This window comes from Roseateles sp. GW821-FHT09G09 (genome assembly GCF_059415965.1).
Window position 1 is genome coordinate 499,678 of sequence record NZ_JBWKOG010000005.1, and the last position, 25,736, is coordinate 525,413.

Below are 25,736 nucleotides of genomic sequence, written 5' to 3' on the forward strand. Positions count from 1 at the left end.
CGGCTTCCCATGAACGCCCTCATGCCCGACACCGAGGCGCTGAGCGCGCTGCTGGCGCGCCATGCGCCGCGCGAAGGCGTCTGGCCGACGGCCCTGCCGCGGCTCTGGATCATCCGGCTCGATGCGCCCGGCGGCGAACTCGCGCATGCGGTGCAACCGGCCTCGCTGTGCCTGATCTCGCAGGGCGCGAAGGAGGTCCTGCTCGGCGAGGAGCGCTACGTCTACGACGCCGCCCGCTTCATGGTGTTCACGACCGACCTGCCGGTCAGCGGCCGCGTGACCGAGGCGACGCCGGAACGCCCCTACCTCTGCCTGCGACTGGATTTCGATCCGGAGGAGGTCGCGGAGCTGGTCGCGCGCAGCGGTCCGCCGCGGGCACCCGCCGAACCGGCGAATGGCAACGGCACCGGCACCGGTACCGCCGACGGCGACGACCTCGGTCGCGGTCTGTTCGTCAGCGCGGTGACGTCCGAGATGCTCGACGCCTCCGCGCGTCTGATGCAGTTGCTCGACCATCCGGAGGACCATGCGGCGCTGGCGCCGATGGCGATGCGCGAGCTCGTCTACCGCGTGCTGCGCAGCGAGCAGGGCGAGCGCCTGGCGCAGGTCGCGCGCGCCGACAGCCAGACGCAACGCGTGCACCGCGCGATCCGCTGGCTGAAGGCGCACTACGCGCAGCCGCTGCGCATCGAGTCGCTGGCGAAGGAGGCGCACATGAGCGCGTCGTCGCTGCACCACCATTTCCGGGCGCTGACGGCGATGAGCCCGTTGCAGTACCAGAAGCAGCTGCGGCTGCAGGAAGCGCGGCGGCTGCTGATCGCCGAAGGCCTCGAAGTCGCGCGCGCCGGACATGCGGTCGGGTACGAAAGCCCGTCGCAGTTCAGCCGCGAGTACAGCCGCCTCTACGGCGCGCCGCCGTCGCGGGATGCGGCGAAGCGGCGCGACACGCCGGCGGCGCGGTTCACGGCCTGAGCGTCGGCGCGACCCTCATTTTCCGAAGCAGTTCCCCATCATCGCCGGCGCGTCCTTGAGGCGGTCGTCCGTCGGGTTGAGCGCGGCGACGCGGTTCTCATAGACCCGCGTGCACTTGCTCCCCTGACGGATCACCTTGGAGCCGGAGCCACTCGTCGAGACCGCCGACACGATGGGAAGCGTCCCGGCGGCGTCGGCGATCGCGGACTCGATGGTGCGCGGCGCGCTGTGCGAGCGTTCGTCGTTGCGGATCTGCTCGGCCATGCGCACGCGCGGATCGGACGCGGGACCGGACTTCGGCAGCGCGAGGTTGAGCGTCGTGCGGCCGTTGCCGAGCGGCGCTGAAGCGCCCGAGGCGGGTGAGGCGGGCGCCGCGACTGTCTGGACAGCCATCGACGCCGGCGCGGCGGTGATCGTCACCTCGGGCGGCGCCACGACGACAGGCGCCGGCATCCATGGACGGTCGAACCGACGTCGCTCAAGCTCAGGCCGGGCCGCGGGCGGCTTCTCGCGGCTCATCGGGAGCGGCAGCAGGCGCACCTCGGTCAACCGCGGTCCCTCGGAGGTCGACCGTCCCCGCCAGCCGAGGTCCATCCACAGCATCGACAGGAACGCGACCTGCACCAGCAGCGCCGCACTCAACCCGATCCATCGCCGCCGGTCCGCGGGACGCTCCCAATGCGACGCCGTCATGCGGGCGCGCTGCCTCGATCCATCGCGCCCTCCCCGGCGGACATGTCCCGGGGCGGGATGGTATCCGCGCCCGGTGACCGCCGCCGGAGGTCCGCTCAGAGGTCGAGCCGCCCTCGATCAGACCTCGACCCAACGCCGTCGCGGATCAGAGGTCGTCGCGGTCCAGCGATGCGGACAAAGCGGCGTGCGCCTCGATCTCCGCCGTCCGCAGCCCGAAAGTCTCCCGCGCCATGCCCAGCGCATCCGATCCGGCCACGAAGTGCAGCGGCGGCGTCGGCATCGCGGCCAGTTCGACGAAGGCGCGGCCCAGCTTCGCCGGATCGCCGGGCTGCTGGTGGTTGTAGGCCTCGTAGGTGGACAACGGCGGCGTGGGCAGCGTCGCGTAGTCCGCGATCGACGCCGTGCCGTAACGGACCGAGCTGGCATCCAGGAAGTCGGTGCGGAAGAAGCCCGGCTCGACGACCGTCACGCGGATGTTGAAGCCGGCGAGCTCGGGCGCCAGCGACGCGGTGAAGCCGTCGACCGCAAACTTCGTCGCGCAGTACACCGTCGCGCCGTCGAAGCCACGGAAGCCGCCGACCGAGGCGATGTTCATGACGTGCCCGTCGCGCTGCCGGCGCATCACCGGCAGCACCGCGCGGGTGACGTGCATCAGGCCGAAGACGTTCGTGGCGAACTGACGCTCGATGTCGGCGGCGCTGATCTCCTCGAACAGGCCGAGCTGCCCGTAACCGGCGTTGTTGACCAGCACGTCGATGCGCCCGAAGCGTGCCACCGCCTGTTCGACCGCGTCGGCGGCCTCGGCCTCGTGGCTGACGTCCAGCGGGAGGCACAACACGTTCTCGCCGTGGTCGGCATACGCCGCCTTCAGCGCGTCGACGTTGCGCCCGGTGGCGACGACACGGTCGCCGGCGGCCAGCGCCGCCTTGGCAATCTCGAGACCAAAGCCGCGGTTTGCGCCGGTGATGAACCAGATCTTGCTCATGGAGTTCCGTCCTTCAGGGGTTCAGGGGTTCAGGGGATTCAGGGCCGGCCGGCGGCGGGATGCCGGGGCCGGTACGGGGGACGGATGAATCCTAGGAACGGGGCGGCGATCGCACGTGCCGGTTCCGGTACAGCGCTTGCACGATCCGCCGAAGCGGTCTTCGAGCCCCGCTCGTCGGCCTCCCCGCACCCGTGTGATCGCAACCCGATGCGCGAATCCGTCGCTTGGGCTACAATCGCCGCTTGACTCGCACAAGACCACCCTCTTCAGGTCTTCTTCTGCAGCCCCTCCGGTCCCTCCCAAGGACCCTTCTGCGAGCGGCTCGCACCAGCATCACCCCCCGGTTCGTGCGCTTGAGCGTTTCTGGTTTCAGCTTGTCTGTTCGCCCTTCGGCCGACCGACCTCTGGAGCCACTTTCCGTGCCCCTTCTGTTCGTATCATCGGATCGAAGTGACACACCTTCACACACCGCGCCAAGACGGTTGCTTATTGCGATTGCCTGTCAAGGCGCACACCTCAAAATAATGATGCATAACAAACGCATTGAGGTGGGGCGATTCCTTGTCTCACCGATGACCAAACCCCATGCCGACGGCGGATTCGCCGCGGCTGTCTCGATCCAGTCGGGACGCGGCATGGCCAGCATTGATCGTGTCATGCGATTCGTGCCGACCTTCGAGACCCGCCGCGCCGCATTGCGCTATGCGGAGACCGAAGGCACCGCCTGGGCGCGCAGCAACTGAGCCGCGCGCCGCTGATTTCCGAGGCGAGGGCCTGCGGCAGACCGCGGCTGGCGCCCTTTTCATCTTCAAGCATGGAGCAAGCCGTATGGCCAAGGAAGAACTGATTGAAATGCAGGGTGTCGTCAACGAAATCCTGCCGGACTCGCGCTTCCGCGTGACGCTGGAAAACGGCCATCAGGTCATCGCCTACACGGGCGGCAAGATGCGCAAGCATCACATCCGCATCCTGGCCGGCGATGCCGTCTCGCTGGAAATGTCGCCGTACGACCTGACCAAGGGCCGGATCACCTTCCGTCACCTGCAGCGCTCGAACCACTCGGGCCCGCCGCCGGTCCGTCGCTGACGCGCCTGACCGCGGGAGGCTCCGGCCCACCGCGGGAGCATCGCCAGACCTGATCGACGCCGCTTGGTCGACACATGACCGGCGCATGACCGACGCATGACCGACGTCCCGTCCGACACCGCCGCCGTCCCGACCTCGCTCGAGGCGGGCGGCGATCCGATGCCCGTGCCGCCGCCGCAGCCGGACATCGATGCGTGCTGCGGCAACGGCTGCGATCCGTGCATCTTCGATCTGCACGATCTGGCGATGGACGCGTACCGACAGGCCCTGCGTGCCTGGAAGTCGCGTCATCCGGACGCCATCTGACGACGCTCCGAATCCACCCGAAGGGCCGCTGACGCGGCCCTTTCCTTTTGGGGAACCGGCCGCCGTCCGGGGGGATTTCGTTTCGTGACGTTTTGGGGGACATCCCCGGATTCAGAAGTCCGAGCCCCAGGCCGACATCAAGGACAGGCGCCGCGCTTGCCGCAGCGGCGCGGTGCTCCCGCCCTCCGGAGGTCTCGATGTTCATGACCGGCCCGACCCGCTTCCATGTCGCGCATTCCGACGCGCAGGCCAATCTGCGCTTCGCGCTGGCGCGATTGAGCACGGATTGGCGCAGCCTCGACCCGTTCGGGCTCGAAATCCTGCTGCGCCACCTGCTGATGGCGGAACACCGCTGCATGCCGCATCCCAGCGTGTTGCGCGAGCGTCCGACCAACCGCTGGCTGCTGCCACGCCTGCGCCGCCGGCGGATCGAGGTCGCGGAGCGCCTGGTCGCCGTCGGTGGCCGGGTCAGCCATGCGGCGCTGGCCCGCGTGTTGCCGCGCGGGCATGACTGGCCGGGGATCTCGGCGCTGGTCGGCCGCCATGCCTGGGATCCGGTCGAAGGACGCCAGCCGCGCCCCCACCGCCCCGTCGTCGACGAGCCGGCCTACCCGCGCGCCAGCAGCAGTGCCCGGGCCACTTCCGCGAAGCCGTCGCCGCGCTCGGTCGCGGTGACGTAGGTAGGCGGGTGATCCAGCATCGGCAGGAACCGCGCGATGTTGGCCACGCCCACCGACAGCGGCATGCGTTCGAACATCAGTTGATCGTTCGTCGAATCGCCGACATACACCCACTCGGCCGGATCGAAGTCCAGGCCCGTCAACCGTTTCACCGCCCACTGCGCCGCGGTCCACTTGCTGTGGTCCCCGATCCAGCCGTTGACGTGGATCGAACTCACCGTCGCCACCAGCCCGTGCGTGCGCATGCGGTCGCAGACGGCGGCGATCGCATCATCGTCGAGCGTCGTGAATTCGCTGTGATCGATGGCGATGTCGGTCAGGCGGCCGGCACTGTCGCGCGCGGGCACGGCCCCCGGAACGGTCGCCACGATGTCCCGCGCGCAGGCCTGCAGTCGCGCGAAGTTCGCCAGACGCGTGGCGTCGTCCTGGGCGAATTCCGTGGAGAGCGCCTCCGCCTCCCGGTGGAGGAGCACCCCGCCGTTTTCCGCGACGATCCCCCGGACGGGCCAGGTCATCGCGAAGGCTTCGCTCCAGCCGGCGGGCCGCCCCGTGATCGCGATGACCGGCACCCCGGCCGCGTGCAGCCGGCGCAGCGCCTCCAGCGCCGCCGGCGCGACGGCGCCGTCCGCCGTCAGGGTGTCGTCGATGTCCGTCAACACGCCGCGCAGGGGCAGCCAGGTCGCGCGGGGACAGTCGCTGAGCGGGGGAATCGTTCGCATGGGAGGCGATTGTTGACTACAATCGCGCCCTGTTCCGAGGAGCGTTGCGACCTCCCATCCCATCGAGGCCAGGCTCGGAACCGCCGCGCGGCGACACGCCCGCGGCAATGGCAACCGCGCTCACCCGTCGACCCTTCGCAGGCCGGGTGAGGACCGAGCGGCAAATGCCCCTGCAATTGCCCTCCGCACTTCTCCCCATGCCCTGACCGCTGGCGTCGACGGCCCTTCCTCGCAGGAGTCCGCATGAACGCCCAATTGAAGCCGCTGGCCCAAGACCAGTACCTGATCAAAGACCTGTCGCTGGCCGACTGGGGCCGCAAGGAGATCAAGATCGCCGAGAGCGAGATGCCCGCGCTGATGGCCATCCGCGAGGAATACGCCGCCGCGCAGCCGCTCAAGGGCGCGCGCATCACCGGCTCGCTGCACATGACGATCCAGACGGCCGTGCTGGTCGAGACGCTGCAGGCGCTGGGCGCCGAAGTGCGCTGGGCCTCGTGCAACATCTTCTCGACGCAGGACCACGCCGCCGCCGCGCTGGTCGCCGCGGGCACCCCCGTCTTCGCCTACAAGGGCGAGACGCTGGAAGACTACTGGGACTACACGCACCGCATCTTCGACTTCGGCGCCAAGGGCACGCCGGGCGAAGGCCCGAACATGATCCTGGACGACGGCGGCGACGCGACGCTGCTGATGCACCTGGGCCAGAAGGCCGAGAAGGACCTGTCCGTGCTGGCCAACCCGGGCAGCGAGGAAGAGCGCATCCTCTTCGCCGCGATCAGGAAGAAGGTCGCCGAGGACGGCACCTGGTACACCCGCAAGAGCGCCGAGATCATCGGCGTCACGGAAGAGACGACCACGGGCGTGCACCGCCTGAAGGAGATGTCGGCCAAGGGCACGCTGCTGTTCCGCGCGATCAACGTCAACGACTCGGTCACCAAGAGCAAGTTCGACAACCTGTACGGCTGCCGCGAGTCGCTGGTGGACGGCATCAAGCGCGCCACCGACGTGATGATCGCCGGCAAGATCGCCGTGATCGCCGGCTACGGCGACGTGGGCAAGGGCTCGGCCCAGGCGATGCGCGCGTTGTCGGCCCAGGTCTGGGTGACCGAGATCGACCCGATCTGCGCGCTGCAGGCCGCGATGGAAGGCTTCCGCGTCGTGACGATGGAATACGCCGCCGACAAGGCCGACATCTTCGTCACCACGACCGGCAACAAGGGCGTGATCCGCCATGAGCACATGGCCGCGATGAAGCACAACGCCATCGTCTGCAACATCGGCCACTTCGACAACGAGATCGACATCGCCTCGATCGAGAAGTACGAGTGGGAGGAGATCAAGCCGCAGGTGGACCACGTGATCTTCCCCGACGGCAAACGGATCATCCTGCTGGCCAAGGGCCGTCTGGTGAACCTGGGCTGCGGCACCGGCCACCCGAGCTACGTGATGTCGTCCAGCTTCGCCAACCAGACGATCGCCCAGATCGAACTGTTCGCGCACAAGGACGCCTACGCCGTGGGCCAGGTCTACGTGCTGCCCAAGCACCTGGACGAGCACGTCGCCCGCCTGCAGCTGAAGACGCTGAACGCGCGGCTCAGCGAGCTGACGGACGAGCAGGCCGCCTACATCGGCGTGTCGAAGTCGGGCCCGTACAAGCCCGATACCTACCGCTATTGATTGACCGACCCGAGATCCGACCATGCGTGCTGACCAGCTGCTTCTCTCCCTTGGCCTGGCGCCCACGCGCTCGGCCGCCCAGCGGCTGATCGACGCGCGTGCGGTCGAGTGGGAAGGCCCCAAGGGCTGGACCGTCGTGCGCAAGTGCGGCGAGGACCTGCCCGACACCACCCCGCTGCGCGTGACCGACGACGCCGAGCTGCGTTACGTCTCGCGCGGCGGGCTCAAGCTCGAAGGCGCGCTGGCCAAGGTCGGCGTGTCGGTGGCGGGCCTCACGGCGCTGGACATGGGCCAGAGCGCGGGCGGTTTCACCGACGTGCTGCTCAAGGCGGGCGCGGCGCACGTGACCGGCATCGATGTGGGCCACAGCCAGCTGCATGAGACCTTGAAGGCGGACCCGCGCGTGACCGCCCATGAAGGCATGCACGTGAAGGACTATGTCCCCGACGCGCCCTTCGATCTGGTCGTGGGCGACCTGAGCTTCATCTCGATGATCGGCACGCTCAAGCACATGGTCGGCTGGCTCAAGCCGCAGGGCCAGGCGTTGCTGCTGATCAAGCCGCAGTACGAGCTGGGGCCGAAGGCCTTGAACAAGAACGGCATCGTCAAGGACAAGGCGCAATACGCCGTGCTCAAGGAGCAGGCCGTGGCGGCCGCCGAGAAGCGCGACCTCGTCGTCAAAGGCTGGTTCGAAAGTCCCGTCACCGGCGGCGACGGCAACACCGAATTCTTCATTTGGGTCCAGAAACCATGACGACGCCCGTCAGCATCGAATTCTTCCCGCCCAACACGCCCGTCGGCACCGAGAAGCTGAAGACCGTCGTGCAGGAGCTGCGCGCGGTCGATCCGCAGTACTTCAGCGTCACCTACGGCGCGGGCGGATCGACGCGCGAGAAGACGCTGTCGACCGTCGCCGACATCGCGTCGCAAGGCTTCGACGCGGCGCCGCACCTGTCCTGCGTGGGCTCGACGCGCGAGAACATCGCCGAGATCCTGGCCACCTACCGGGCCCAGAACATCCGGCGCGTCGTCGCGCTGCGCGGCGACCTGCCCAGCGGCACGGCGACGGCGGGCGAGTTCCGCTACGCGGCCGAGCTGGTGCGCTTCATCCGCGAGACGCAAGGCGCGGACTGGGACATCGAGGTCGCCGCCTATCCCGAGTACCACCCGCAGCAGCGCTACGCGGCCCGCGACCTGCAGTTCTTCGCCGACAAGGTGCGCGCCGGCGCCAGCGGCGCGATCACGCAGTTCTTCTACAACCCCGACGCCTACTTCCACTTCGTCGATGCGACGCGGGCGATCGGCGTGGACGTGCCGATCGTGCCGGGCATCATGCCGATCAACAACTTCGCGCGGATCGCGCAGTTCGCGCAGCGCGACGGCATCGAGATCCCGCGCTGGGTCGCGCTGAAGATGGAAGGCTACATGGACGACGCCGCCTCGGTGCGCGCCTTCGGCCTGGACGTCGTCACGCGGCTGTGCGAACGGCTGATCGCCGGCGGCGTGCCGGCGCTGCATTTCTATTCGCTCAACCAGAGCGCGCTCACGCTGGCGTTGTGTGAACGCCTCGGTCTCGCTGCGAAAGCTTGATAAGGCGCAAGCGCTACGCGCCGTTGCAGGGAACCGCTCCGGTTCGCCGCCGTTCCTTGTGAACGGTCAAGGTGCTCGCGGAGCGGTCCGCGTTCAATCCCGGTCATCCCATTGACCCGGAGTGACCGCATGTCCCACATCCCCACCCCCGCCCTCTTCCGCCCAGCGATCGCCGTCGGCGTGGCGCTCGCCGCGCTGGCCACCGCGATGGCGCCATCGGCCCACGCGCAGAGCAGCCCGTGGGTGTTCCGCGCCCGCGCGGTGAACATCGATCCGGCGGACAAGGACAAGACCGGCCTCGGCCTGTCGCTGAGCCGCAAGACCATCCCGGAGCTCGACTTCAGTTATTTCCTGACGCCGAACTGGGCGACCGAACTGGTCCTGACGGTGCCGCAGCGTCACAAGCTCTACAGCAACGGCACGCGCATCGGCTCGGTGAAGCATCTGCCGCCGACACTGACGCTGCAGTACCACTTCAATCCGGAAGGCAGCTTCCGCCCCTACGTCGGCGCGGGCGTCAACTACACGAACTTCTCAGACGCCCGCTTCGAACCCGCGGTGCAGACGGCGCTGGCGCCGAGCCTCAAGAAGAACAGCTTCGGCCTGGCCGCGCAGGCCGGCTTCGACGTCATGCTCGACAAGCAGTGGTCGATCAACGTCGACGTGAAGAAAATCCAGATGGACACCGAGGTCCGCTCCAAGGGAACGAACGTCGGGAAGTTCAAGATCGATCCGCTGCTGGTGGGGGTGGGCGTCGGCTACCGGTTCTGATCAGCTCAGCTCAACACCGCAAACGCCTCGCGCGTGAGGTTCTCCGGCGCGCCTGTCTCGCGGCAGGCGACGTCGTCCTCGATGCGGACGCCGCCGAACGCGCTCAGGTGCTTCACCAGCGCCCAGTCCACGTTCGCCGCGGCGGGCGTGGCGCGCAGCTTGTCCAGCAGCATCGGGATGAAGTACAGCCCCGGCTCGATCGTCACGACCATGCCGGGCTGCAGCACGCGCGTCAGGCGCAGATACGGATGGCCCTCGGGTTTGGCGATCGTGCCGCCATCCTCGCCGGCCATGAAACCGCCGATGTCGTGGACCTGCAGCCCCAGCAGGTGGCCAATGCCGTGCGGCAGGAAGATCGACGTCACGCCCTGCGCGAGCATCGCCTCCTCGTCCATCGTCACGATGCCGAGCTGGCGCAGCACGCCGGCGGTCTCGCGGTGCGCGGCCAGGTGGATGTCGCGGTAGTCGACGCCGGCGCGCACGCGGTCGACCAGTCGCAGCTGGGCCGCCTCCATCGCATCGATCAGCGCCTGGAACGTGGCGTCGCCGTTGCCCGTCGTACGGGTGATGTCCGACGCGTAGCCGCAGCTGTGCGCGCCCGCGTCCACCAGCAGGGACAGCGATTGCGCCGGCGCGCGCTGGTCCTGGTACTGGTAGTGCAGCACCGCCGCGTGCTCGTTGAGCGCGACGATGTTGCCGTAGGGCAGGTCGCGCTCGGCGAACCCGCAGGCATCGAGGTAGGCGTTGTGGATCGCCGCCTCGGACAGCCCCTCGCGGAAGGCGCGTTGGGACGCGAGGTGCGCCTTCGCGCCCAGCGCGGACGCCTCGCGCAGGCGCAGCAGTTCATACCCGGTCTTCACGGCGCGCGCGTGGTGCAGCGGGTTCAGCACCTCGGGCGGGTTGTTCGGCACGATGTCGCCCAGCGCCGCATCCGCCTCGCCGACGATCGCCAGCGTGCCCGGCACCTGCAGGTAGGGCAACGCCTCCTCCGGCTTGCGGACGATGATCAGTTCGAAGTGCTCGACCCAGAAGCCGCTCGGCGCTTCCGGCGGCACGTGCCAGTAGTCCTCGGGCTGCACGTAGATGAGACGCGGCTTGTGCCCGGGGCGGATCACCAGCCAGCTGTCGGGGTGACGGATCAACGGCACCCACAGCTTGAAGTGGGGGTTCGGCTGGAAGACGTAGGGCCGGTCGTCGAGGAAGGCGAACTTCTCGATGCCCGAGGCGATCAGCAGCGCATCGAAACCGCCGCGCTGCAGCGCGTGGTCGGTGCGGCGCTGCTGCTCCGCGAGGTGAGCGGTGTAGAGGGCGTTCAGGGCGTGGGCGTCAACGGAACTCATGGCGGCATTCATGCGCGGGAATTCTCCCAGACGACACCCATCTCGGTCAGCATCGCGTCGAGTCGCACGTCGTTGGGCTGGGCGGTCAGCGTCGGCTGGAAGCCGTGGCTGAAGCCGACGCCGACGACCACCGGCTGCGGCTGGATCTGCGAGATCGTGCGCAGCATGAAGCCGCCGCCGTAACCCATGCGGATGCCGCCCGGCCCGTAACCGACACAGGGCAGCAGCAGCAACTGCGGATCGAAGGCCTCGGTGTCCTTGGGCTTGGTGATGCCGGTGGCGTCCTCTTCCATCGGGCAGCCCGGGTACCAGACGTGGAAGCGCAGCCGGCCTTCCTCGCGATCGACGACGGGCAGGCCGATGCGGCGGTCACCATCGACCTCGCTCCAGCGGTACAGCGCCGGCAGCGGATCGAATTCGCCCTTGATCGGCCAGTAGGCGGCGATGCGCTTTTCCTTGCGCCCGACCAGCCAGACGCGCAGCACGCTCTGCACGACGTCGGCGAGCTCGAGGCGGCCCGGCAGGTCCAGGCGTTCGCGGATCAGGCGCTCGCGCAGCGCCTGGCGGTCTTCGGAGATCGGCAGCTTGTCGTTCGGATCCATCCAGCCCATTCGCCTTCCCTTGCGGACCCGGCGGGCCCTGGAGCGGACCATTGTGGCCGCCTCGCGGACAGGGCGCCAGCGCTGATCTAGAGTCGACGCCATGGCACGCACCACCACCTCGGGCACCGTCCACCGCATCACCGGCGCCGGCGCGGACTTCGCGAATCACTGCATGGAGCTGCTGGCGCCGCTCGGGCCGGTACTGGCGCGCCGGATGTTCGGCGGCTTCGGGCTGTACGTGGACGGCCTGTTCGTGGCCATCCTCAGCCGCGACGAGCTCTACCTGAAGGCGGACGCGGTCAGCCAGTCCCGCTACGTGGATGCCGGCTGCGAGCCGTTCCGGTACGAGAAGACCGGCAAGGGCGGGCGACAGGAGGTCGCCAGCCTGAATTACTTCCGACCGCCGGAGGAGACGCTCGAATCGCCCGCGCTGATGCTGCCCTGGGGGCGGCTGGCGATGGAGTCGGCCTTGCGCTCCGCCAACGCGAAGCCGAAGGCCAGGACGCCGAAGAAGAGCGCCGGCACCAGCGCCGAGCCGAGGACCGTCACGAACGAGAAACCGGCCAAGGCGCTGAAGGGTGTCACGACGACGGCTCCCGCGGTCAAGCGTTCGCCAGGCGCTGGCCGAACAGTTGCCCGAAAGAAGGCAGCCGGCTGACGACGCTGCGCGCCAGTTGCTTGGCGCAGGCCTGCGGCGGCACCATCAGTTGGAAGCGGGCGGTCGGCCAGGCTTCGACGACGAGCTCGGTGCCGCTGGCCACTTCCAGCGTTTCACCGGCCGACAGCCAGAAGTCCTGCGCCGGCAGGTTCAGGTCGCCGCGCTGCGTCACCCAGACGCGACCGTCGAGCACATGCAGTTCGCGCCGGCCCGGGCCGATCGGCAGGCTCATGGCCTCGCCCTGTGACAACGTCCACGCAGCGTCGTCGCGGCTGACCTGGATTGATGACTTTTGCATGACATTCATGATCGACTCCTTGTCCCCCGGGCGGTCCGCGCACTGGCGGCCTTCCTCGTGGACATGGTGCAATCCTAGGGTTGACCCGGACATTGGTCCAATGAGTCTTGTCGCGTCGATTGATACCATTCACGCATGAATGCGCCCCGCCATCGCCCGCTCGCCGTCGGTCCGCTGCGTGCCTTCGAGGCGGTGGCCCGGCGTTTGAGCTTCAGCGCCGCCGCCGAGGAGCTCTACCTGACCCAGTCCGCCATCAGCCGGCAGATCCGGTCGCTGGAGGAGGAACTGGGCGCGACGCTCTTCCTGCGCGGCACGCGCCACGTCGAACTGGCGCCGGACGGCAAGCTGCTGCTGTCGGCGGTGGAGCCGATGCTGGAGCGGCTGGACAGCACCGTGCGCCAGATCCGCTCGACGCGCGGCCGGCGCGTCGTCAACGTGACGACCTTCGCCTCGTTCGCCTCGCTGTGGCTGATCCCGCGGCTGGAGGCCTTCCAGCGCGAGCATCCGGACATGGACATCCGCGTCTCGGCGCTGGATCAGCTCGTCGAGATCGACGACAGCGAATTCGACGTCGCGCTGCGCTACGCCGCGCCGAACCGGGTGGCGCCGTCAGCGCAGCGCATGTTCGGGGAGATGCTGACGCCGGTCGTGAATCCGTGGGTCGCCAAGCAGGCCCAGGAGGGCCAGGGACCGCCGCTGAGCCAGGCGGCCGACCTGCGCCAGTACACCTTGGCCGAGGAGGACGACCAGCGGCCCAGCGGCCTGTTCCTGAGCTGGCGGCGCTGGCTGGCGCTGCATGGCGCGCCCGACCTGCAGCCGCGGCGCTGGATGTACCTGAACTTCACGTATCAGCAGATCCAGGCGGCGGTGTCCGGCCAGGCGGTGGCGTTGGCGCGGCTGCCCTTGATCTATGAGGCGCTGGAGCGCGGCGAGCTGGTCGAGCCCTTCGGCGAGGCGGGTCGCACGGACTGTCCGACGGTGTACTGGCTCATGATGTCGGAGCATGGCCGGGCGCGGCCCGAGGTCGTGGAATTCGCGCGCTGGATCGGCGAGCACGCCGCGCTCACGCGCCGCGCGATCGGCGAGCCGGATCCGCCGGTGGATGAGAACTCGGGCTGAGCAAGAGGCTTCAGTACGTCGACCGCCGCTGGCCCTCACCCCTCCCTCTCCCGCAAGCGGGAGAGGGTGCAAGAAGGTCAGGGCGCGATCAGCTCGCGCTCCGTCAGCACCACGGTCAGTGCCTGGTCATGCGGCTGCACCTCGAAAGCAGCTTCACAGCAACTCCAACCCAAGCCGATCGTCGTGACCCCGGGGTGCGCCTCGATCCAGCGATCGAAATAACCGCCGCCGTACCCCAGCCGGAAGCCTTCGCGCGTGTAGCCCAGACAGGGCACCAACAACACCTCCGGCACCAGCACCGGCCCGGTCGAACTGGGAATGCCGCATTCGTCCTTCACCGTCGGCTCCTGGCCGTCCCATCGCCGGAAATCCATCGAGGCCGGGCCACGGTCGCCGGCTTTACGCGCAAAGGGCAGCGCCAGTTGCATTTCCCCCCCGAGCTTGTGCGTCGAGGCCCAGGCCGCTGCGTTAAATTCCCCCTCCAGGGGCCAATAGAGGCCGAGGGTCAGCGGCTCCAGCTGGCGCAGCAACGGCAGCAGTTGCTCGCCCAACCGGTCGGCCGCCAGACGCGCCTCGGCACCGGCCCACCATTCGCGGCGGCGCGCCAGCAAGGCGCGTCGCAACTCGCTCCGCTCATGGGGCCAGGTCTTGCCGGTCGTGCCGGGGGCTTCGGGGGCCGTGGGGGAGTCACTCATCGCAGGTCGGCATGAAGTTCGCTCGGATCACTGTAACCGCCCTCGCCACCGTCGGCGCCCTCGGGACCCTCGGGACCCTCGGCGCGGCGATGCTCGCCACCCTGGCCACGGCGCTGCCCGCCCTCGCGCAGTCGAGCACGACCTTCAACGTCGTGCCCAACGCGCTGCCGCCGCTGCCGGACCTGGTCACCGACGCCCGCGAGGCCTGGCGCGTCCGGGACCGCTCGCGGCTGGCCGCGATGCGCCAGGCCGCCTTCGACCAGCAGCACCCGCTCGCCCCGTGGTTCGACTACTGGGAGCTGAACGCCCGCCTGTCCGAGGCCCAACAGCCCGAACTCAACGCGTTCTATGCCCGCTGGCCGGGCGCCTACGTCGAAGACCGGCTGCGCAACGACTGGCTGCTGGAGCTGGGACACCGCCGCGACTGGACCAACTTCCGACGCGACCACGCCGCCTACAAGATGCAGGACGACCGCGAGGTCGCCTGCTACGCGCTGCTCGCCGATCCGCCGGGGCGCGAGCTCCGCGACGCCGCGCGCGCCGCCTGGTTCGCGCAGCGCGACGCGGACGAGGGCTGCCACATGCTGGCGACCACGCTGCACGAGAACGGCCAGTTCAAGGACTCGGACGTCTGGCGCAAGCTGCGTCTGGTCGTCGAGACCAACAAGCCGCGCGCGGTGAAGCAGGCCGGGGCCCTGCTGTCCAAGCCGGACCAGGACGCGCTGGCCGAGCTGATGGACAAGCCGGACCGCTACCTGAAGCGCAAGGCCGCGGCCTCGCCACGCGCGAAGGCGGAGTTGACGATGCTGGCGCTGATGCGCCTGCTGGCCACCGACTACGACAAGGCGGACGACGACGTGCGCCGCTGGGCCGCGAAGCTGCCCAACGACCTGTCCGCGTGGCTCTGGGCCCAGTACGGCAGACAGGCCGCGCTGCGCTTGAAGGACGAGGCCAACGAGCATTTCGATCGCGCGATGAAACTGCAGGCCAGGCTCGGCCCGGTCGAGTGGAGCGACGACACGATCAGCTGGATGGCGCGCGCCGCGTTGCGCGGCGATGCGGGCGCGAGCCGCCCGGAGCAACTGATGTCGGCGATCGGGATGATGAAGCCGTCGGACCAGAAGGACATCACCTGGCAGTACTGGCGCGCGAAGGCGCAGCAGCAGCTGGCGCCGACCGGTCCATCCGGCGATGCCCAGCGCCGCGAAGCCCAGGAGACGCTGCGCGCGATCGCCTCGCCGCTGAGCTTCTACGGCAAGCTGGCCGCCGACGAGCTGAAGCTGCGACTGCCGCTGCCGCCGACGCCCGCCGACCTGACCGCGCCGGAGCGCGCGCAGGGCCTGGCCAATCCCGGGATCCAGCGCGCGCTGATGCTGCTCGCCGTGGGCCTGCGCAGCGAGGGCCAGCGCGAATGGAACTTCAGCCTGCGGGGCCTGTCGGATCGCGAGCTGCTGTCGATCGCGCAGGCGGCCTGCGAGCGCGAGCTCTGGGAGCGCTGCATCCAGACCAGCGAGCGGACCAGGACCGAGATCGACCTCGCCCAGCGCTTCCCGATGCCGTACCGCGCGGACGTGCTGAAGCAGTCGACGGCGGTGGGCCTGGACCCGGCCTATGTCTACGGCCTGATCCGGCAGGAGTCGCGCTTCATGATGGATGCGCGCTCGCACGTCGGCGCCGGGGGCCTGATGCAGGTGATGCCGGCCACCGCGAAGTGGACGGCCAGGAAGCTGGGCGTCGACTTCCGGCCCGACATGCTGCATGACCGCGACACCAACCTGCGCCTGGGCACCGGCTACCTGAAGCTGGTGATGGACAGCTTCGAGGGTTCGCAGGCGATGGCGGCGGCGGCGTACAACGCCGGCCCGAACCGGCCGCGCCGCTGGCGCGACGGTCCGCAGCTCGACGCCGCGATCTGGACCGAGAACATCCCGATCTGGGAGACCCGCGACTACGTGCGCAAGGTGCTGTCCAACGCGACGATCTACGCGCAGCTGATGGGCCGCGAGCGCGGCATCCTGCTGCGCGACCGGCTCGGCAGCGTCATCGGGCCGGCCGCGGCCGCCGCGCCGGACATCCCGGCCAACGGCACGAACTGACCCCGCCCCCCTTTTGCAGAAAGCTTCCCGCATGCAGCTGATCATCGGCAACAAGAACTACTCGTCCTGGTCGATGCGCCCCTGGGTGCTGATGAAGGCGCTGGGCATCGACTTCCAGGAGCGGAAGGTCCGCTTCGACTTCACGCCGGACTCGGCGTTCTATCGCGAGATCGGCGCGGTGACGCCGGCCGGCAAGGTCCCGGTGCTGGTGGACGACGGCCTGGCGGTCTGGGATTCGCTGGCGATCGTCGAGTACCTGGCCGACCGCTTCCCCGACAAGGCCGTCTGGCCGCGCGATGCGCGCCGCCGCGCACGGGCGCGTTGCCTCTGCGCCGAGATGCACAGCGGCTTCGGCCAGTTGCGCAGCCATTGCATGATGAACATCGACGCGGACCTGTCCACGGTCGGGGCGCGGCTGCTGCAGACCGAGGCGGGCCTGCGCAAGGACCTCGCCCGCGTCGTCGAACTGTGGACCGACGCGCTGACGCAGAGCGGCGGGCCCTTCCTGTTCGGCGAGTTCGGTGCGGCGGATGCCTTCTTCGCGCCGGTCGTGATGCGGGTGACCCGCTACGGACTGCCGCTGCCGGCGCCACTGAAAGCCTACACGGACGCCGTGGAAGCCGCGCCGGGCGTGCGCGAGTGGATCGCCGATGCGATGGCGGAGAAGGACTTCCTCGATTTCGAGGAGCCCTACCGCGACGTCAGCGGACCGGTGCCGGTGCTGAAGCCCTGAAATGAAAAACCGCCTTCGACCGCCTGTGCGGGCAGGCGGCGGAAAGCGGCGAGGTGGGCCGGCGAGACGTCAGTTGTCGCGGCGGCGGCGGACCATGAAACCGGCGGCGAGAAGGCCGCCCAGCATCATGGCCTGGTTGGTGGGCTCGGAAACGAACGACGGGACCACGGTGTCCACGCCTTCCTGTTCGTTGACATCGGCCAGCTGCGCGGGGGCGGGCTGGCTCTGCCGGGTGAAACTGGTGTCAGCAGCGACGTGCACGGAGTTCGTGTCCGGCGCTTGCTGCTCCTGCGCTTGGGCGGCGAGACCAATTCCGCCCAGCAGGAGGAGAAGAACAGACTTCATTCAAGATACTCCCTACTGCTATGCCGGCCTGCCTGACTACGTGTCTCTCTCGGTAGCTGGCCCGTTTGAACAGGCACTGGTGTGCAGGTGGCATTGGTGAATATACGGATAGATAGCCTACTTGAGGTATCCCCTTAATCAGGGATGCTGCGCCGCAACATGAGTGATCAGATGTATCTCGTTGGCGGGGCCGTCCGGGACGCGCTCCTGGGCCTGCCCGTGCAGGACCGCGACTGGGTGGTCGTCGGCGCCACGCCCAAGTCCTTGATCGACAAGGGATTTGTGCCTGTCGGCAAGGATTTTCCGGTGTTCCTCGACCCGGTGACCCATGAAGAGGTGGCATTGGCCCGGACGGAGCGGAAGACCGCCGCCGGCTACCACGGGTTCCAGTTCCATACGGACCCCGATGTCACGCTTGAACAGGACCTGGCACGCCGGGACCTGACGATCAACGCCATGGCCCAGGGGGAGGACGGGACGATCGTCGACCCTTACGGGGGGCGACGCGACCTGGAGGCCAAGGTGCTGCGCCACGTGTCGGAGGCCTTCGCGGAGGATCCGGTGCGCATCCTGCGGCTGGCGCGTTTCGCGGCGCGTTTCGGCGACTTCACGGTGGCGCCGGAGACGATGGCGCTGATGCGCGAGATGGTCGCCGCCGGCGAGGCCGACGCGCTGGTCGCCGAACGCGTCTGGCAGGAAATCTCCCGCGGCTTGATGGAGGGCCACCCCGCGCGGATGATCGAGATCCTGCGCGACAGCGGCGCGCTCGCGCGCATCGCGCCGGAGCTGGAACGCCTGTTCGGCGTGCCGCAACCGGAGGCTCACCACCCGGAGATCGACACCGGGGTCCACGTGCTGATGGTGCTGGAGGAATGCGCGCGCGTCGAGGCGCCGCTGCCGGTGCGTTACGCCTCGCTGTGCCACGACCTCGGCAAGGGCATGACGCCGAAGGAAGAGTGGCCGCGCCACCTGAAGCACGAATCGCGCGGTGTCGAGCTGGCGGCAGCGCTGTCACAGCGCTGGCGCGTGCCTTCGGACTGCAAGGAGCTGGCGGAGCTGGTCGCGCGCGAGCACACGCACGTGCATCAGAGCCTGGACTTCAGCGTCGAGGCGCGCCTGCGCCTGATCGAGCGATGCGATGCGATGCGCCGGCCGGAGCGCTTCGCGCAGCTGCTGCTGGCCTGCGAATGCGACGCCCGCGGCCGCGCGGGCTTGCGCGAGCGTCCCTACCCGCAGCGCCCGGCGCTGCTGCATGACCTGCGCGCGGTGCAGTCGGTCGATCAGGCGGCGATCTCCGCGGCCGCGCTGGCCGCCGGCAAGAAGGGGCCGGCCATCGGACAGGCGATCCATGAGGCGCGCAAGGCGGCGCTCAGCGCGTGTGAGAACGATCGATCGCACTGAAGCCTGAGCGCCTCTACTCCTGGGACTTCAGAGCCGCTGCCTCAGAAGATGTCGGTTCGACGTGAATGTGCAGCTCGCGATCGTCGACGTCGACGTCGAGGACGCCCTCCAGATAGTCCGCGTAACGCTCATGCAGATGCTTGAGCGCTGCGCCCTTGTCAGCCTGGTAGGCCAGCCGCTCCTGGAAGAACTGCATGCGGCACCGGTTGTCGTCAAGCACCTGGGCCCACGTCTTGATGTAGATCGAGACATTCGAATTCTTGTGAATCAGGCCAGTCGTGGCGTTGTCTCCAATCGTGAACCTGCCGACCGTGTCGACATCGTCGCCGATGACCCAGAACTCCCATCGGGTTTCGACGTTCCGGAACCGCTGGTCAGCGGTCACCGAGGCGGCGTAGCCGACGATCTGAGAAATTTCGTCGCGACCGATCTTGACGGTAGGCGCCTTGAGTTCCACGACGAGATGGGTCAGATCATTGACGCGATGGCGCCGGATCTGCCTCGACAGCATCAGGTCGACGATGCCGCGCGTCTGGCAAACATGCTTGACCGGTGCGTCGATCACGATCTCGTCGCCCAACATCGACTTGTGCTTGCGAAGCACCTCCGTCAGCGACATGTCGCTGACGGAGAGATGGAACTCCTCCCCGAAAATCCAGGGATTCTTGGCGAGGATCCGATGAAGTTGTGACCGCTCCTTCAAGCGTTGCTTCGGCCCCCTGTCGAAGAGGATCGCTTCAAGGCCGTTCAAGAACTTGAGCCGGTCAGAGACGACCTTCGTCCCGTTGATGATCGAAGACAGCGAGCCCTCTCGCAACAGTTCGGCAAGCTCTTCCTGCTGTCGGAGGGGGAGATTCAACACCTCGGTCAGGATCAGTTGAAGATCCTCAGGACCCCTTTCGATGGCCTGCCGGAGCATCCGGAGGTGGAGAGCCTTGCTCCGCGGCGCTGAACCTTCGAAGTCTGGGAGAAAGCGGGCGACATGGAGGGCGACGATGTCGAAGACCTGCCGCTCGATCAACTCGAGCTGGGTCGCGGGTTCGACGTCGGGGAAAGGGTAGATCTTCTCCGCCTTCCATTCGGCGACGAAGCTGCGAGCTTCCTGCGCCGCGATCAAACGGGCGTGATGCTTGTTCAAGTCGATCGGCTTTCGCCCGGCGATCCTCGACTGGACCTCGATTCGAAATTCTTCTGGCTGCATGACACCTCGCTTCATTCGCTGCTTCGCGCCGATGCGGCACCTTCGAATGGAGAGGTGATTGAACAATGCCCGCGGAGGCTCGAACGCCTTCGGGACCCGCGGCTAACTGATGTCAGTCAGGCTCGCTCGAATTCCCATCAGCATGAGTCACTCCCGTTGTCGCGCGGCGCTCACAAGGTGTGCGACCGATCCCCCGCGCTGAACCCCAGCGCGTCGAATCCCTCGCCCGGCGCGAAGCCGATGACCTTGAACAGCTCGCCCATCTCGTGCTCGGCGATGAGCCGGTGCGCCATGCCGCGCTGCGCGAGATCGGCGCCGCTCATCAGGTCGACCAGGCCGCAATTGATCAGGAAGTTGGCCTGGCTCGTGTAGCCCAGCACCATCAGCCCGGCGTCCTGCCCCGCCAGCGCGATGCCGGTGAAGTTCACATGCGCCGTGATGTCCTTCTGCCCGGGCAAGGCCAGCGGATCGGGGTCGGACCGGTGCAGGTGGTGGCACATCAAGGTGCCGCCGGTACGCTGCGGGTGGTAATACTCCGACTCCGGGAAACCGTAGTCGATGAAGAACGCCGCGCCACGCTTCAGGCGCTCCGCGAGCGTGCGCACGAAAGCCTCGGCCTGCGGATGGATCTCCGTCACGGTGCCGGGCACGAAGCCCACATCGTGTTCGGGCGGTGTCGGTAGACGCGCCTCGCCGGGCCGGTCCTCGAAGGACAGCGCGCCCTGGTCGTCCATCGTCACGCCGCGCTGCAACCAGTGTTCGCCGTCCCAGCGCAGCAGCTCGACCGGGATCGCATCCAGCAGCTCGTTGGCGACCAGCACGCCGTGGATCTCGTCGGGCCAGCGGTCCAGCCACTCGACCCTCGGCGCGAAGCGCGCCAGCCGTTCGGCCTGCCGTTCGCGCAGCGTGCGGGACAGGTCGACGATGAAATACCGCGCCACCGGCGTCCCGGCCGCGTCCAGCGTCTCCAGCAGTTGCGCCGCCAGCGCGCCGCTGCCGGCGCCGAACTCGATCACCGTGTCCGTGCCGCTGACCGCCAGCGCCTGCGCGACCTGCTTCGCCAGCGCCCGGCCGAACAGCGGCGACAGCTCCGGCGCCGTCACGAAGTCCGAGCCCTGCTGCGGCATCGTGCCGAACTTGCGCCGCGCGTTGGCGTAGTAGCCGACGCCGGGCGCGTACAGCGCCAGGCTCATGTAGCGGTCGAAGGGCAACCAGCCGCCAGCGGCGGCGATCTCGTCGCGCAGGAGCGCGGCCATGGCCGGATCGGTGGCATGGCCCGAAGCACGGCCCGAAGCATCGCCCGAAGCGCGATGCCCGGCACCGGAAGCGCCGTTCGGCGCGGACGCCACGCCATTCAGGCGGGCGGAATCTGTTGTCTTTGAAGTCATGTGTCGATTCCGGGAAGCATCGGCTTGCCACGCGCGGCCAGCCAGGCTTCGAATTCCCCTGCGGGCATCGCCGGCGCGATCACCTCGCCCTGCAGCTCGTCGCATCCCCACTCGGCCAGCAGGTGCCATTGCCGCGCGTTGCGCACGCCTTCGGCCCCGACCCGCAGGCCCAGGCCCTTGGCCATCTGCACCATGGCGCGCGTGATCGCGGCCGCGCCGCGATCGTCCGGGAGCACGGCGACGAAGCTCTGGTCGATCTTGAGCTTGTCCAGCGGCAGCCGCGTCAGCTGGTTCAGCGCCGTGTAGCCGGTGCCGAAGTCGTCGATCGAGATCGCCAGTCCTTGCGAGCGCAAGGTCTGCAGCAGCTCTGGCAGGCGGTCGATCTCCTCGGTGAGCATGCGTTCGGTCAGCTCGAGCTCCAGCCACTCGCCGGGCACGCCCGCCGTCTTGAGCACATGGGCCACCGACTTCGAGAAGCTGGCCAGCCGGAACTGCATGCTCGACAGGTTCACCGCGATCGGAATCGCGGCGACGCCGCGCTCATGCCAGGCGCGCGTCTGCCGCGCCGCCTCGTACATCACCCACTCGCCCAGCGGCAGCATCAGGCGGTGGCGCTCGGCGACGACGATGAACGCGTCCGGCGTCAGCAGACCGCGCTCGGGATGTCGCCAGCGCAGCAGCGCCTCCGCGCCGACCAGCTCGCCGGTGCGCGCGTCGACCTGCGGTTGATAGAAGAGCACGAACTGGTCGGCCGTCAGCGCCTGCGCCAGCTCGGTCTCGAGCACCAGGTCCGCGTAGGCGTTCTCGGCCATCGCGTGCTCGAAGAACTGGTAGGTCGCCCGCCCCGCGGTCTTCGCGAGGTACATCGCGGTGTCGGCGTGCTGCAGCAGTTCCTCGGGCGAGTCGCCGTGCTCCGGATACATGGCCACGCCGATCGACGGCGTCACCGACAGGTCGCGGCCGTCCGCCTGCACCGGCACCTCGACCACGCTCAACAGGGCGTTGAGCACCGTCTGCACGTCCTTGCGCTGATGCACGTCCTCGAGCAACACGACGAACTCGTCGCCGCCGAAACGCGCCACCAGATCGCTGCCGCGCAGTCCGCCGCGCAGACGCTCGGAGACGGTGCGCAGCACGCGGTCGCCCTCGAGGTGGCCCAGCGAATCGTTGACCCGCTTGAAGTTGTCGAGGTCGATGAACAGCAGCGCCGCGCGCCGCGCGTTGCCCTTGGACAGCCGCTCGCGCAGCCGTTCCATGAAGGTCGCGCGGTTCAGCAGCCCGGTCAGCGGATCGTGCTGCGCCAGGTGCTGGATGCGCGCCAGCGCCTCCAGGTGCGGACGCAGGTCGCGGACGATGGTCATCCGCAGGCGCTCGCCGTTGCGCCACAGGGTCCGCACGATGAATTCGACGTCGATGCGTTCGCCGCTGCGATGCAGGATCGCGGTCGGGTAGCGCGTCTCCCGGCCGGTCATCATCACGTCGCGCACGGTGTCGACCTGGTCCGGCGCGATCATCGACAGGGCGGACCGCCCCACCAGTTCCTCGAGCGCGTAGCCCACCAGCTCGCACAGCGGCGGGTTGACGTCGGTCATGACGCCGTCGCGGTGGAAGACGATGCCCTCCATCGACGCCTGCATGAACTTGCCCATCCGCTCCTCGGAGTCGCGCACGGCCAGCTCGGCCTCGCGGAAGCGGGTGATGTCGGAGATCAGCACGAAGCTCGACTGCACCTCGTCCGCGCCGGGCGGCACGTACGGGATCAGGTTGACCTCGATCCAGCGCGGGCTGCCGTCGCGACGCTCCAGCCGGCGTTCGTAGCTGACGCTGACCCGCTCGCGCAGCACGCGCTGCACGTGGGGCTCGATTTCCTGCGAGGCCTCCTCGCCGATGATCTGCGCGAAGGTGCGGCCCAGCACGCTGACCTCGTCCAGGCCGAAGCTGCGCGCGTACTGGCGGTTGGCGAAGCGGCAGGTGCGCGTGGCCGCGTCGAAGACCGCGATCAGCACCGGCACGTTGTCCGCGAGCAGCCGGAACTGCGCGTCCTGGTCGTCGGCCGAGGGCGCCGGGCAGGCCGGCGGCAGCGGCGGCACCGGCGCGTTCATTCAGTCCGTCCCGGCCGTCGATGGCGTGGCCGGCTGCACGCCCGCGGCGACGCCCCCGTCACCACGTGGAGGCGACTCCTCCAGCGTCCTCAGCGCCAGGCAGAGGTCCTCCCACGCCCGCGCCTTGTCCGGCAGGTTGCGCAGCAGGTAAGCCGGGTGATAGGTGACCACCAGCGGCACGCCCTGGTAGGTGTGGACGCGCCCGCGCAGCCGGCCGATCGGCTCCTGGCTGCGCAGCAGCTGCTGCACCGCGAAGCGGCCCATGGCCAGGATGATGCGCGGCTGGATCAGGTCGATCTGGCGCTGCAGGAAGGGCTCGCACTGCGCCAGTTCCGACGGATCCGGATTGCGGTTGCGCGGCGGCCGGCACTTCAGCGTGTTGGCGATGTAGACCTGCCGTTCGGGCGGCCCCTCGCCGCGGCCCAGGCCGACCGCGCGCAGCATGCTGTCAAGCAGCTTGCCGGCGGCGCCGACGAAGGGCTCGCCCTGCAGGTCCTCCTGCTCGCCCGGCGCCTCGCCGACGACCATCCAGTGCGCGCGTTCGTTGCCGACGCCGAACACGGTGTTCCTGCGCGATTCGCAGAGCCCGCAGGCGCGGCAGGACGCGACCTCGTCGCGCAGGCCGGGCCAGTCCAGCCGGGCGATGGCCTCGCGCCCCAGGCCGCGCGCGTGGGTGAGCGCTTGGGTGAGCGCGACCTCGACCGCGGCGGCCGCAGTCACGGGCGCCACAACAGGTGGCGCCGTGGGCGCCGCAGAGGGCGCGACGGCGGGCGTCCTCGCCGGCAGCTCCGCCGCGCGGCGCGGCGCGGGTGCTTCAACGACGATGACGTCCGACCCGCCCCCTGGCATGCGCATCGCGGGCGCGGCGGGTGCAGCCGCGCTCTCGGGCGAGTCGCCCGGCCCCGTCGGCGTCCACAGCTTGAGGCCCATCGCCTCCAGCATCGCGCGTTGACGTTCGTTCCAGCTCATGCGGCGGGCTCCGTGAGGCGCAGCGTCATGAGGACCGCGTCCTCCCGACCCTCCGTGCCGGGGTAGTAGCCCCGACGCAGGCCGCTCTGCGCGAAGCCGTAGCGCTCGTACAGGCGGCGCGCGCGGAGGTTGCTCTCGCGGACCTCCAGCCACACCTGGTGGCAGCCGCGCGCCCGCGCCAGCAGGCCCAGCGCGTCGAGCATGCGCCGCGCCAGCCCCTGCCCCTGCCGCGCCTCGGTCACGGTGATGTTGAGCAGGTGCATCTCGTCGACCACCTGCATCGCGAGGAAGTAGCCGCAGAGCCTCGCCTGCTCGTCACGCATGACGAACCCGGCGTAGCCTGCGGCCATCGAATCGATGAAGTTGCCGCGCGTCCAGGGATGGCTGTAGGAGACGGCCTCGATGGCCATCACCTCGTCGAGGTCCAGCGCGCGCAGCGGCTGCAGGGATTGCAGCGACGGCGGCCAGGCAAGGTCTCGGGGTTGGGCGCTCATCTCGGGACCGCTCCCCCGGCATCGTGGCCATCGTGGCTGTCGGCGACTGCCGCAGCGGCGGGTGCTGCTGCGGCGGCGGTTTTCGCGGCCTCGCGTTCGGCGGTGGTCAGCGCCACCTTGTCCCGCACGTACAGCGGCAGCGCGTTGGCGGCGTCTTCGGCCCGGCCCGCGTCGAAGGCCTGCTGCGCGAGCGCGCCCAGCGCGCGGGCACGCGAGACGGTGGTCGGGAAGCGGCGGGCCGTGCCGGTCTCCAGCTCGAAGGCGCTCAGCGCGGAGCCGGCGACGATCGTCGGCGGCTCCTCGCGCCACAGCGCGCGCAGCGGCTCGAGATCGGTCAACAGCGGCTCCAGCACCGTCGACCACTGCACGCCGTGCCATCGATAGCGGCCCAGGTAGATCTGGTTCATGCGGGCGTCCATCGCGACCCACACGTCGAGCGGTCCGGAGGCGTCCACTGCATCGCCTGCATCGGCAAGTTGCTGCCGCGCGTCCTCCGCGACCAGCATCAGGCTGTCGAGGGCCAGCACGGGCTTGCCGGCGCCGAACGCGAGTCCCTGCGCCACCGAGCATGCGGTCCGCAGTCCCGTGAACGCGCCCGGTCCGCGGCCGAAGCCGACGGCATCCACCGCGGCCAGCGGCAGGCCGGCCTGCTTCAGCAGCGCCATCACGTCCGGGACCAGCCGCTGGGAGGCCAGCGCCCCGCCATCGGCGTCCACAAAAGCAGCATGGCCCTGGCCCACGAGGGCCAGAGCCATGTGTTCGGTCGAGCTATCCAGGGCCAGCAACACGCTCATGTCCGAAGTGTAGTGGCCCGGG

Annotated in this window: 28 protein-coding genes and 1 riboswitch; of the genes, 14 read left to right on the forward strand and 14 right to left on the reverse strand. The window is 69.0% G+C overall.

What is annotated here, in order from left to right:
• The first annotated feature begins 9 nt into the window (after nt 1-9).
• A complete protein-coding gene (locus tag AC07O8_RS16290; protein WP_495049021.1) occupies nt 10-972 on the forward strand; it encodes an AraC family transcriptional regulator in 963 nt (320 codons plus the stop codon).
• 15 nt (nt 973-987) lie between these two features.
• On the opposite strand, the gene AC07O8_RS16295 is transcribed toward AC07O8_RS16290, so the two are convergent.
• Together AC07O8_RS16295 and AC07O8_RS16300 are read right to left on the reverse strand one after the other, a co-directional pair.
• On the reverse strand, nt 988-1,665 hold the full coding sequence (locus AC07O8_RS16295) for a hypothetical protein (RefSeq protein ID WP_495049022.1): 678 nt from the start codon (nt 1,663-1,665) through the stop codon (nt 988-990).
• Nucleotides 1,666-1,810: 145 nt separating this feature from the next.
• Nucleotides 1,811-2,650 carry an oxidoreductase gene (locus tag AC07O8_RS16300; protein ID WP_495049023.1) on the reverse strand — a complete coding sequence of 280 codons (840 nt, stop codon included), beginning with the start codon at nt 2,648-2,650 and terminating at the stop codon, nt 1,811-1,813.
• Nucleotides 2,651-3,222: 572 nt separating this feature from the next.
• On the opposite strand from AC07O8_RS16300, the gene AC07O8_RS16305 reads away from it, so the two are divergent.
• The 4 genes from AC07O8_RS16305 to AC07O8_RS16320 all read left to right on the forward strand — a co-directional run bounded on the left by AC07O8_RS16305 (nt 3,223) and on the right by AC07O8_RS16320 (nt 4,722).
• Nucleotides 3,223-3,393 carry a hypothetical protein gene (locus AC07O8_RS16305; RefSeq protein ID WP_297531930.1) on the forward strand — a complete coding sequence of 57 codons (171 nt, stop codon included), beginning with the start codon at nt 3,223-3,225 and terminating at the stop codon, nt 3,391-3,393.
• Between the two features lie 85 nt (nt 3,394-3,478).
• The gene (infA, locus tag AC07O8_RS16310) at nt 3,479-3,736 is read left to right on the forward strand and encodes a translation initiation factor IF-1 (RefSeq protein WP_067278543.1); all 258 of its coding nucleotides are present in this window, start codon (nt 3,479-3,481) and stop codon (nt 3,734-3,736) included.
• Between the two features lie 96 nt (nt 3,737-3,832).
• Complete coding sequence (locus AC07O8_RS16315) at nt 3,833-4,042, forward strand: oxidoreductase-like domain-containing protein (RefSeq protein WP_495049024.1); 210 nt, start codon at nt 3,833-3,835, stop codon at nt 4,040-4,042.
• A 197-nt stretch (nt 4,043-4,239) separates the two neighbouring features.
• Nucleotides 4,240-4,722 (forward strand): hypothetical protein, encoded by a 483-nt coding sequence (locus AC07O8_RS16320; RefSeq protein WP_495049025.1) that lies wholly within the window; start codon nt 4,240-4,242, stop codon nt 4,720-4,722.
• Here the strand turns inward: AC07O8_RS16320 and AC07O8_RS16325 are convergent.
• The gene (locus tag AC07O8_RS16325) at nt 4,650-5,441 is read right to left on the reverse strand and encodes an HAD-IIB family hydrolase (RefSeq protein ID WP_495049026.1); all 792 of its coding nucleotides are present in this window, start codon (nt 5,439-5,441) and stop codon (nt 4,650-4,652) included. The genes AC07O8_RS16320 and AC07O8_RS16325 overlap by 73 nt on opposite strands.
• Nucleotides 5,442-5,471: 30 nt before the next feature.
• A riboswitch (S-adenosyl-L-homocysteine riboswitch) is annotated at nt 5,472-5,570 on the forward strand.
• A 114-nt stretch (nt 5,571-5,684) separates the two neighbouring features.
• Here AC07O8_RS16325 and ahcY point away from each other — a divergent pair.
• The 4 genes from ahcY to AC07O8_RS16345 all read left to right on the forward strand — a co-directional run bounded on the left by ahcY (nt 5,685) and on the right by AC07O8_RS16345 (nt 9,479).
• A complete protein-coding gene (ahcY, locus tag AC07O8_RS16330) occupies nt 5,685-7,118 on the forward strand; it encodes an adenosylhomocysteinase (protein ID WP_495049027.1) in 1,434 nt (477 codons plus the stop codon).
• A gap of 22 nt (nt 7,119-7,140) precedes the next feature.
• On the forward strand, nt 7,141-7,872 hold the full coding sequence (locus AC07O8_RS16335; RefSeq protein ID WP_495049028.1) for a TlyA family RNA methyltransferase: 732 nt from the start codon (nt 7,141-7,143) through the stop codon (nt 7,870-7,872).
• A complete protein-coding gene (gene metF / locus AC07O8_RS16340; RefSeq protein WP_495049029.1) occupies nt 7,869-8,708 on the forward strand; it encodes a methylenetetrahydrofolate reductase [NAD(P)H] in 840 nt (279 codons plus the stop codon). Before AC07O8_RS16335 ends, metF begins: the two co-directional genes overlap by 4 nt.
• 129 nt (nt 8,709-8,837) lie before the next feature.
• Nucleotides 8,838-9,479 (forward strand): OmpW/AlkL family protein, encoded by a 642-nt coding sequence (locus tag AC07O8_RS16345; protein ID WP_495049030.1) that lies wholly within the window; start codon nt 8,838-8,840, stop codon nt 9,477-9,479.
• Nucleotides 9,480-9,484: 5 nt separating this feature from the next.
• Here AC07O8_RS16345 and pepQ read toward each other — a convergent pair whose 3' ends face one another.
• On the reverse strand, nt 9,485-10,819 hold the full coding sequence (gene pepQ, locus AC07O8_RS16350; protein ID WP_495049031.1) for a Xaa-Pro dipeptidase: 1,335 nt from the start codon (nt 10,817-10,819) through the stop codon (nt 9,485-9,487).
• Nucleotides 10,820-10,827: 8 nt separating this feature from the next.
• A complete protein-coding gene (locus tag AC07O8_RS16355) occupies nt 10,828-11,421 on the reverse strand; it encodes a 5-formyltetrahydrofolate cyclo-ligase (RefSeq protein WP_495049032.1) in 594 nt (197 codons plus the stop codon).
• Nucleotides 11,422-11,521: 100 nt separating this feature from the next.
• On the opposite strand from AC07O8_RS16355, the gene AC07O8_RS16360 reads away from it, so the two are divergent.
• Nucleotides 11,522-12,079: a TfoX/Sxy family protein gene (locus AC07O8_RS16360; protein ID WP_495049033.1), complete on the forward strand. Its 558-nt coding sequence runs from the start codon at nt 11,522-11,524 to the stop codon at nt 12,077-12,079.
• Here the strand turns inward: AC07O8_RS16360 and AC07O8_RS16365 are convergent.
• Nucleotides 12,024-12,386, reverse strand: coding sequence for a DUF2917 domain-containing protein (locus tag AC07O8_RS16365; protein ID WP_495049034.1), 363 nt, complete (start codon nt 12,384-12,386; stop codon nt 12,024-12,026). The genes AC07O8_RS16360 and AC07O8_RS16365 overlap by 56 nt on opposite strands.
• A 126-nt stretch (nt 12,387-12,512) precedes the next feature.
• On the opposite strand from AC07O8_RS16365, the gene AC07O8_RS16370 reads away from it, so the two are divergent.
• The gene (locus tag AC07O8_RS16370) at nt 12,513-13,496 is read left to right on the forward strand and encodes a LysR family transcriptional regulator (protein WP_495049035.1); all 984 of its coding nucleotides are present in this window, start codon (nt 12,513-12,515) and stop codon (nt 13,494-13,496) included.
• A gap of 77 nt (nt 13,497-13,573) precedes the next feature.
• Here the strand turns inward: AC07O8_RS16370 and AC07O8_RS16375 are convergent, their stop codons facing one another.
• Nucleotides 13,574-14,191 (reverse strand): 5-formyltetrahydrofolate cyclo-ligase, encoded by a 618-nt coding sequence (locus tag AC07O8_RS16375; RefSeq protein WP_495049036.1) that lies wholly within the window; start codon nt 14,189-14,191, stop codon nt 13,574-13,576.
• Nucleotides 14,192-14,202: 11 nt separating this feature from the next.
• On the opposite strand from AC07O8_RS16375, the gene AC07O8_RS16380 reads away from it, so the two are divergent.
• Nucleotides 14,203-16,287: a lytic transglycosylase domain-containing protein gene (locus AC07O8_RS16380; protein WP_495049037.1), complete on the forward strand. Its 2,085-nt coding sequence runs from the start codon at nt 14,203-14,205 to the stop codon at nt 16,285-16,287.
• A gap of 31 nt (nt 16,288-16,318) precedes the next feature.
• Entirely contained in the window at nt 16,319-17,020 is a 702-nt protein-coding gene (locus tag AC07O8_RS16385; protein WP_495049038.1) for a glutathione S-transferase family protein, read from the forward strand.
• 69 nt (nt 17,021-17,089) lie between these two features.
• Here the strand turns inward: AC07O8_RS16385 and AC07O8_RS16390 are convergent, their stop codons facing one another.
• The gene (locus tag AC07O8_RS16390; protein ID WP_297530255.1) at nt 17,090-17,365 is read right to left on the reverse strand and encodes a hypothetical protein; all 276 of its coding nucleotides are present in this window, start codon (nt 17,363-17,365) and stop codon (nt 17,090-17,092) included.
• 171 nt (nt 17,366-17,536) lie between these two features.
• Here AC07O8_RS16390 and AC07O8_RS16395 point away from each other — a divergent pair, with 171 nt between their 5' ends.
• Nucleotides 17,537-18,766 (forward strand): multifunctional CCA addition/repair protein, encoded by a 1,230-nt coding sequence (locus AC07O8_RS16395; protein WP_495049039.1) that lies wholly within the window; start codon nt 17,537-17,539, stop codon nt 18,764-18,766.
• 13 nt (nt 18,767-18,779) lie between these two features.
• Here the strand turns inward: AC07O8_RS16395 and AC07O8_RS16400 are convergent, their stop codons facing one another.
• From AC07O8_RS16400 to tsaB, 6 genes are all read right to left on the reverse strand, one after another.
• Nucleotides 18,780-19,967, reverse strand: a complete 1,188-nt coding sequence (locus AC07O8_RS16400) for a histidine kinase (protein ID WP_495049040.1) — start codon at nt 19,965-19,967, stop codon at nt 18,780-18,782.
• Between the two features lie 170 nt (nt 19,968-20,137).
• A complete protein-coding gene (locus AC07O8_RS16405) occupies nt 20,138-21,223 on the reverse strand; it encodes a class I SAM-dependent methyltransferase (protein ID WP_495049041.1) in 1,086 nt (361 codons plus the stop codon).
• A 128-nt stretch (nt 21,224-21,351) separates the two neighbouring features.
• Nucleotides 21,352-23,457, reverse strand: a complete 2,106-nt coding sequence (locus AC07O8_RS16410; RefSeq protein WP_495049042.1) for a putative bifunctional diguanylate cyclase/phosphodiesterase — start codon at nt 23,455-23,457, stop codon at nt 21,352-21,354.
• Nucleotides 23,458-24,426: a uracil-DNA glycosylase gene (locus AC07O8_RS16415; protein WP_495049043.1), complete on the reverse strand. Its 969-nt coding sequence runs from the start codon at nt 24,424-24,426 to the stop codon at nt 23,458-23,460.
• A complete protein-coding gene (rimI, locus tag AC07O8_RS16420) occupies nt 24,423-24,920 on the reverse strand; it encodes a ribosomal protein S18-alanine N-acetyltransferase (protein WP_495049044.1) in 498 nt (165 codons plus the stop codon). Before rimI ends, AC07O8_RS16415 begins: the two co-directional genes overlap by 4 nt.
• The gene (gene tsaB, locus AC07O8_RS16425) at nt 24,917-25,714 is read right to left on the reverse strand and encodes a tRNA (adenosine(37)-N6)-threonylcarbamoyltransferase complex dimerization subunit type 1 TsaB (RefSeq protein ID WP_495049045.1); all 798 of its coding nucleotides are present in this window, start codon (nt 25,712-25,714) and stop codon (nt 24,917-24,919) included. The genes rimI and tsaB overlap by 4 nt, the downstream gene beginning before the upstream one ends.
• Between the last annotated feature and the right edge of the window lie 22 nt (nt 25,715-25,736).

What these genes read in the sequence shown, in the direction of transcription:
- AC07O8_RS16290 (WP_495049021.1), top strand. Translation starts at nt 10, where the DNA reads ATGAACGCCCTCATGCCCGACACCGAGGCGCTGAGCGCGCTGCTGGCG.
- AC07O8_RS16295 (WP_495049022.1), bottom strand. Translation starts at nt 1,665, where the DNA reads ATGACGGCGTCGCATTGGGAGCGTCCCGCGGACCGGCGGCGATGGATC.
- AC07O8_RS16300 (WP_495049023.1), bottom strand. Translation starts at nt 2,650, where the DNA reads ATGAGCAAGATCTGGTTCATCACCGGCGCAAACCGCGGCTTTGGTCTC.
- AC07O8_RS16305 (WP_297531930.1), top strand. Translation starts at nt 3,223, where the DNA reads ATGACCAAACCCCATGCCGACGGCGGATTCGCCGCGGCTGTCTCGATC.
- infA (WP_067278543.1), top strand. Translation starts at nt 3,479, where the DNA reads ATGGCCAAGGAAGAACTGATTGAAATGCAGGGTGTCGTCAACGAAATC.
- AC07O8_RS16315 (WP_495049024.1), top strand. Translation starts at nt 3,833, where the DNA reads ATGACCGACGTCCCGTCCGACACCGCCGCCGTCCCGACCTCGCTCGAG.
- AC07O8_RS16320 (WP_495049025.1), top strand. Translation starts at nt 4,240, where the DNA reads ATGTTCATGACCGGCCCGACCCGCTTCCATGTCGCGCATTCCGACGCG.
- AC07O8_RS16325 (WP_495049026.1), bottom strand. Translation starts at nt 5,441, where the DNA reads ATGCGAACGATTCCCCCGCTCAGCGACTGTCCCCGCGCGACCTGGCTG.
- ahcY (WP_495049027.1), top strand. Translation starts at nt 5,685, where the DNA reads ATGAACGCCCAATTGAAGCCGCTGGCCCAAGACCAGTACCTGATCAAA.
- AC07O8_RS16335 (WP_495049028.1), top strand. Translation starts at nt 7,141, where the DNA reads ATGCGTGCTGACCAGCTGCTTCTCTCCCTTGGCCTGGCGCCCACGCGC.
- metF (WP_495049029.1), top strand. Translation starts at nt 7,869, where the DNA reads ATGACGACGCCCGTCAGCATCGAATTCTTCCCGCCCAACACGCCCGTC.
- AC07O8_RS16345 (WP_495049030.1), top strand. Translation starts at nt 8,838, where the DNA reads ATGTCCCACATCCCCACCCCCGCCCTCTTCCGCCCAGCGATCGCCGTC.
- pepQ (WP_495049031.1), bottom strand. Translation starts at nt 10,819, where the DNA reads ATGAGTTCCGTTGACGCCCACGCCCTGAACGCCCTCTACACCGCTCAC.
- AC07O8_RS16355 (WP_495049032.1), bottom strand. Translation starts at nt 11,421, where the DNA reads ATGGATCCGAACGACAAGCTGCCGATCTCCGAAGACCGCCAGGCGCTG.
- AC07O8_RS16360 (WP_495049033.1), top strand. Translation starts at nt 11,522, where the DNA reads ATGGCACGCACCACCACCTCGGGCACCGTCCACCGCATCACCGGCGCC.
- AC07O8_RS16365 (WP_495049034.1), bottom strand. Translation starts at nt 12,386, where the DNA reads ATGAATGTCATGCAAAAGTCATCAATCCAGGTCAGCCGCGACGACGCT.
- AC07O8_RS16370 (WP_495049035.1), top strand. Translation starts at nt 12,513, where the DNA reads ATGAATGCGCCCCGCCATCGCCCGCTCGCCGTCGGTCCGCTGCGTGCC.
- AC07O8_RS16375 (WP_495049036.1), bottom strand. Translation starts at nt 14,191, where the DNA reads ATGAGTGACTCCCCCACGGCCCCCGAAGCCCCCGGCACGACCGGCAAG.
- AC07O8_RS16380 (WP_495049037.1), top strand. Translation starts at nt 14,203, where the DNA reads ATGAAGTTCGCTCGGATCACTGTAACCGCCCTCGCCACCGTCGGCGCC.
- AC07O8_RS16385 (WP_495049038.1), top strand. Translation starts at nt 16,319, where the DNA reads ATGCAGCTGATCATCGGCAACAAGAACTACTCGTCCTGGTCGATGCGC.
- AC07O8_RS16390 (WP_297530255.1), bottom strand. Translation starts at nt 17,365, where the DNA reads ATGAAGTCTGTTCTTCTCCTCCTGCTGGGCGGAATTGGTCTCGCCGCC.
- AC07O8_RS16395 (WP_495049039.1), top strand. Translation starts at nt 17,537, where the DNA reads ATGTATCTCGTTGGCGGGGCCGTCCGGGACGCGCTCCTGGGCCTGCCC.
- AC07O8_RS16400 (WP_495049040.1), bottom strand. Translation starts at nt 19,967, where the DNA reads ATGCAGCCAGAAGAATTTCGAATCGAGGTCCAGTCGAGGATCGCCGGG.
- AC07O8_RS16405 (WP_495049041.1), bottom strand. Translation starts at nt 21,223, where the DNA reads ATGGCCGCGCTCCTGCGCGACGAGATCGCCGCCGCTGGCGGCTGGTTG.
- AC07O8_RS16410 (WP_495049042.1), bottom strand. Translation starts at nt 23,457, where the DNA reads ATGAACGCGCCGGTGCCGCCGCTGCCGCCGGCCTGCCCGGCGCCCTCG.
- AC07O8_RS16415 (WP_495049043.1), bottom strand. Translation starts at nt 24,426, where the DNA reads ATGAGCTGGAACGAACGTCAACGCGCGATGCTGGAGGCGATGGGCCTC.
- rimI (WP_495049044.1), bottom strand. Translation starts at nt 24,920, where the DNA reads ATGAGCGCCCAACCCCGAGACCTTGCCTGGCCGCCGTCGCTGCAATCC.
- tsaB (WP_495049045.1), bottom strand. Translation starts at nt 25,714, where the DNA reads ATGAGCGTGTTGCTGGCCCTGGATAGCTCGACCGAACACATGGCTCTG.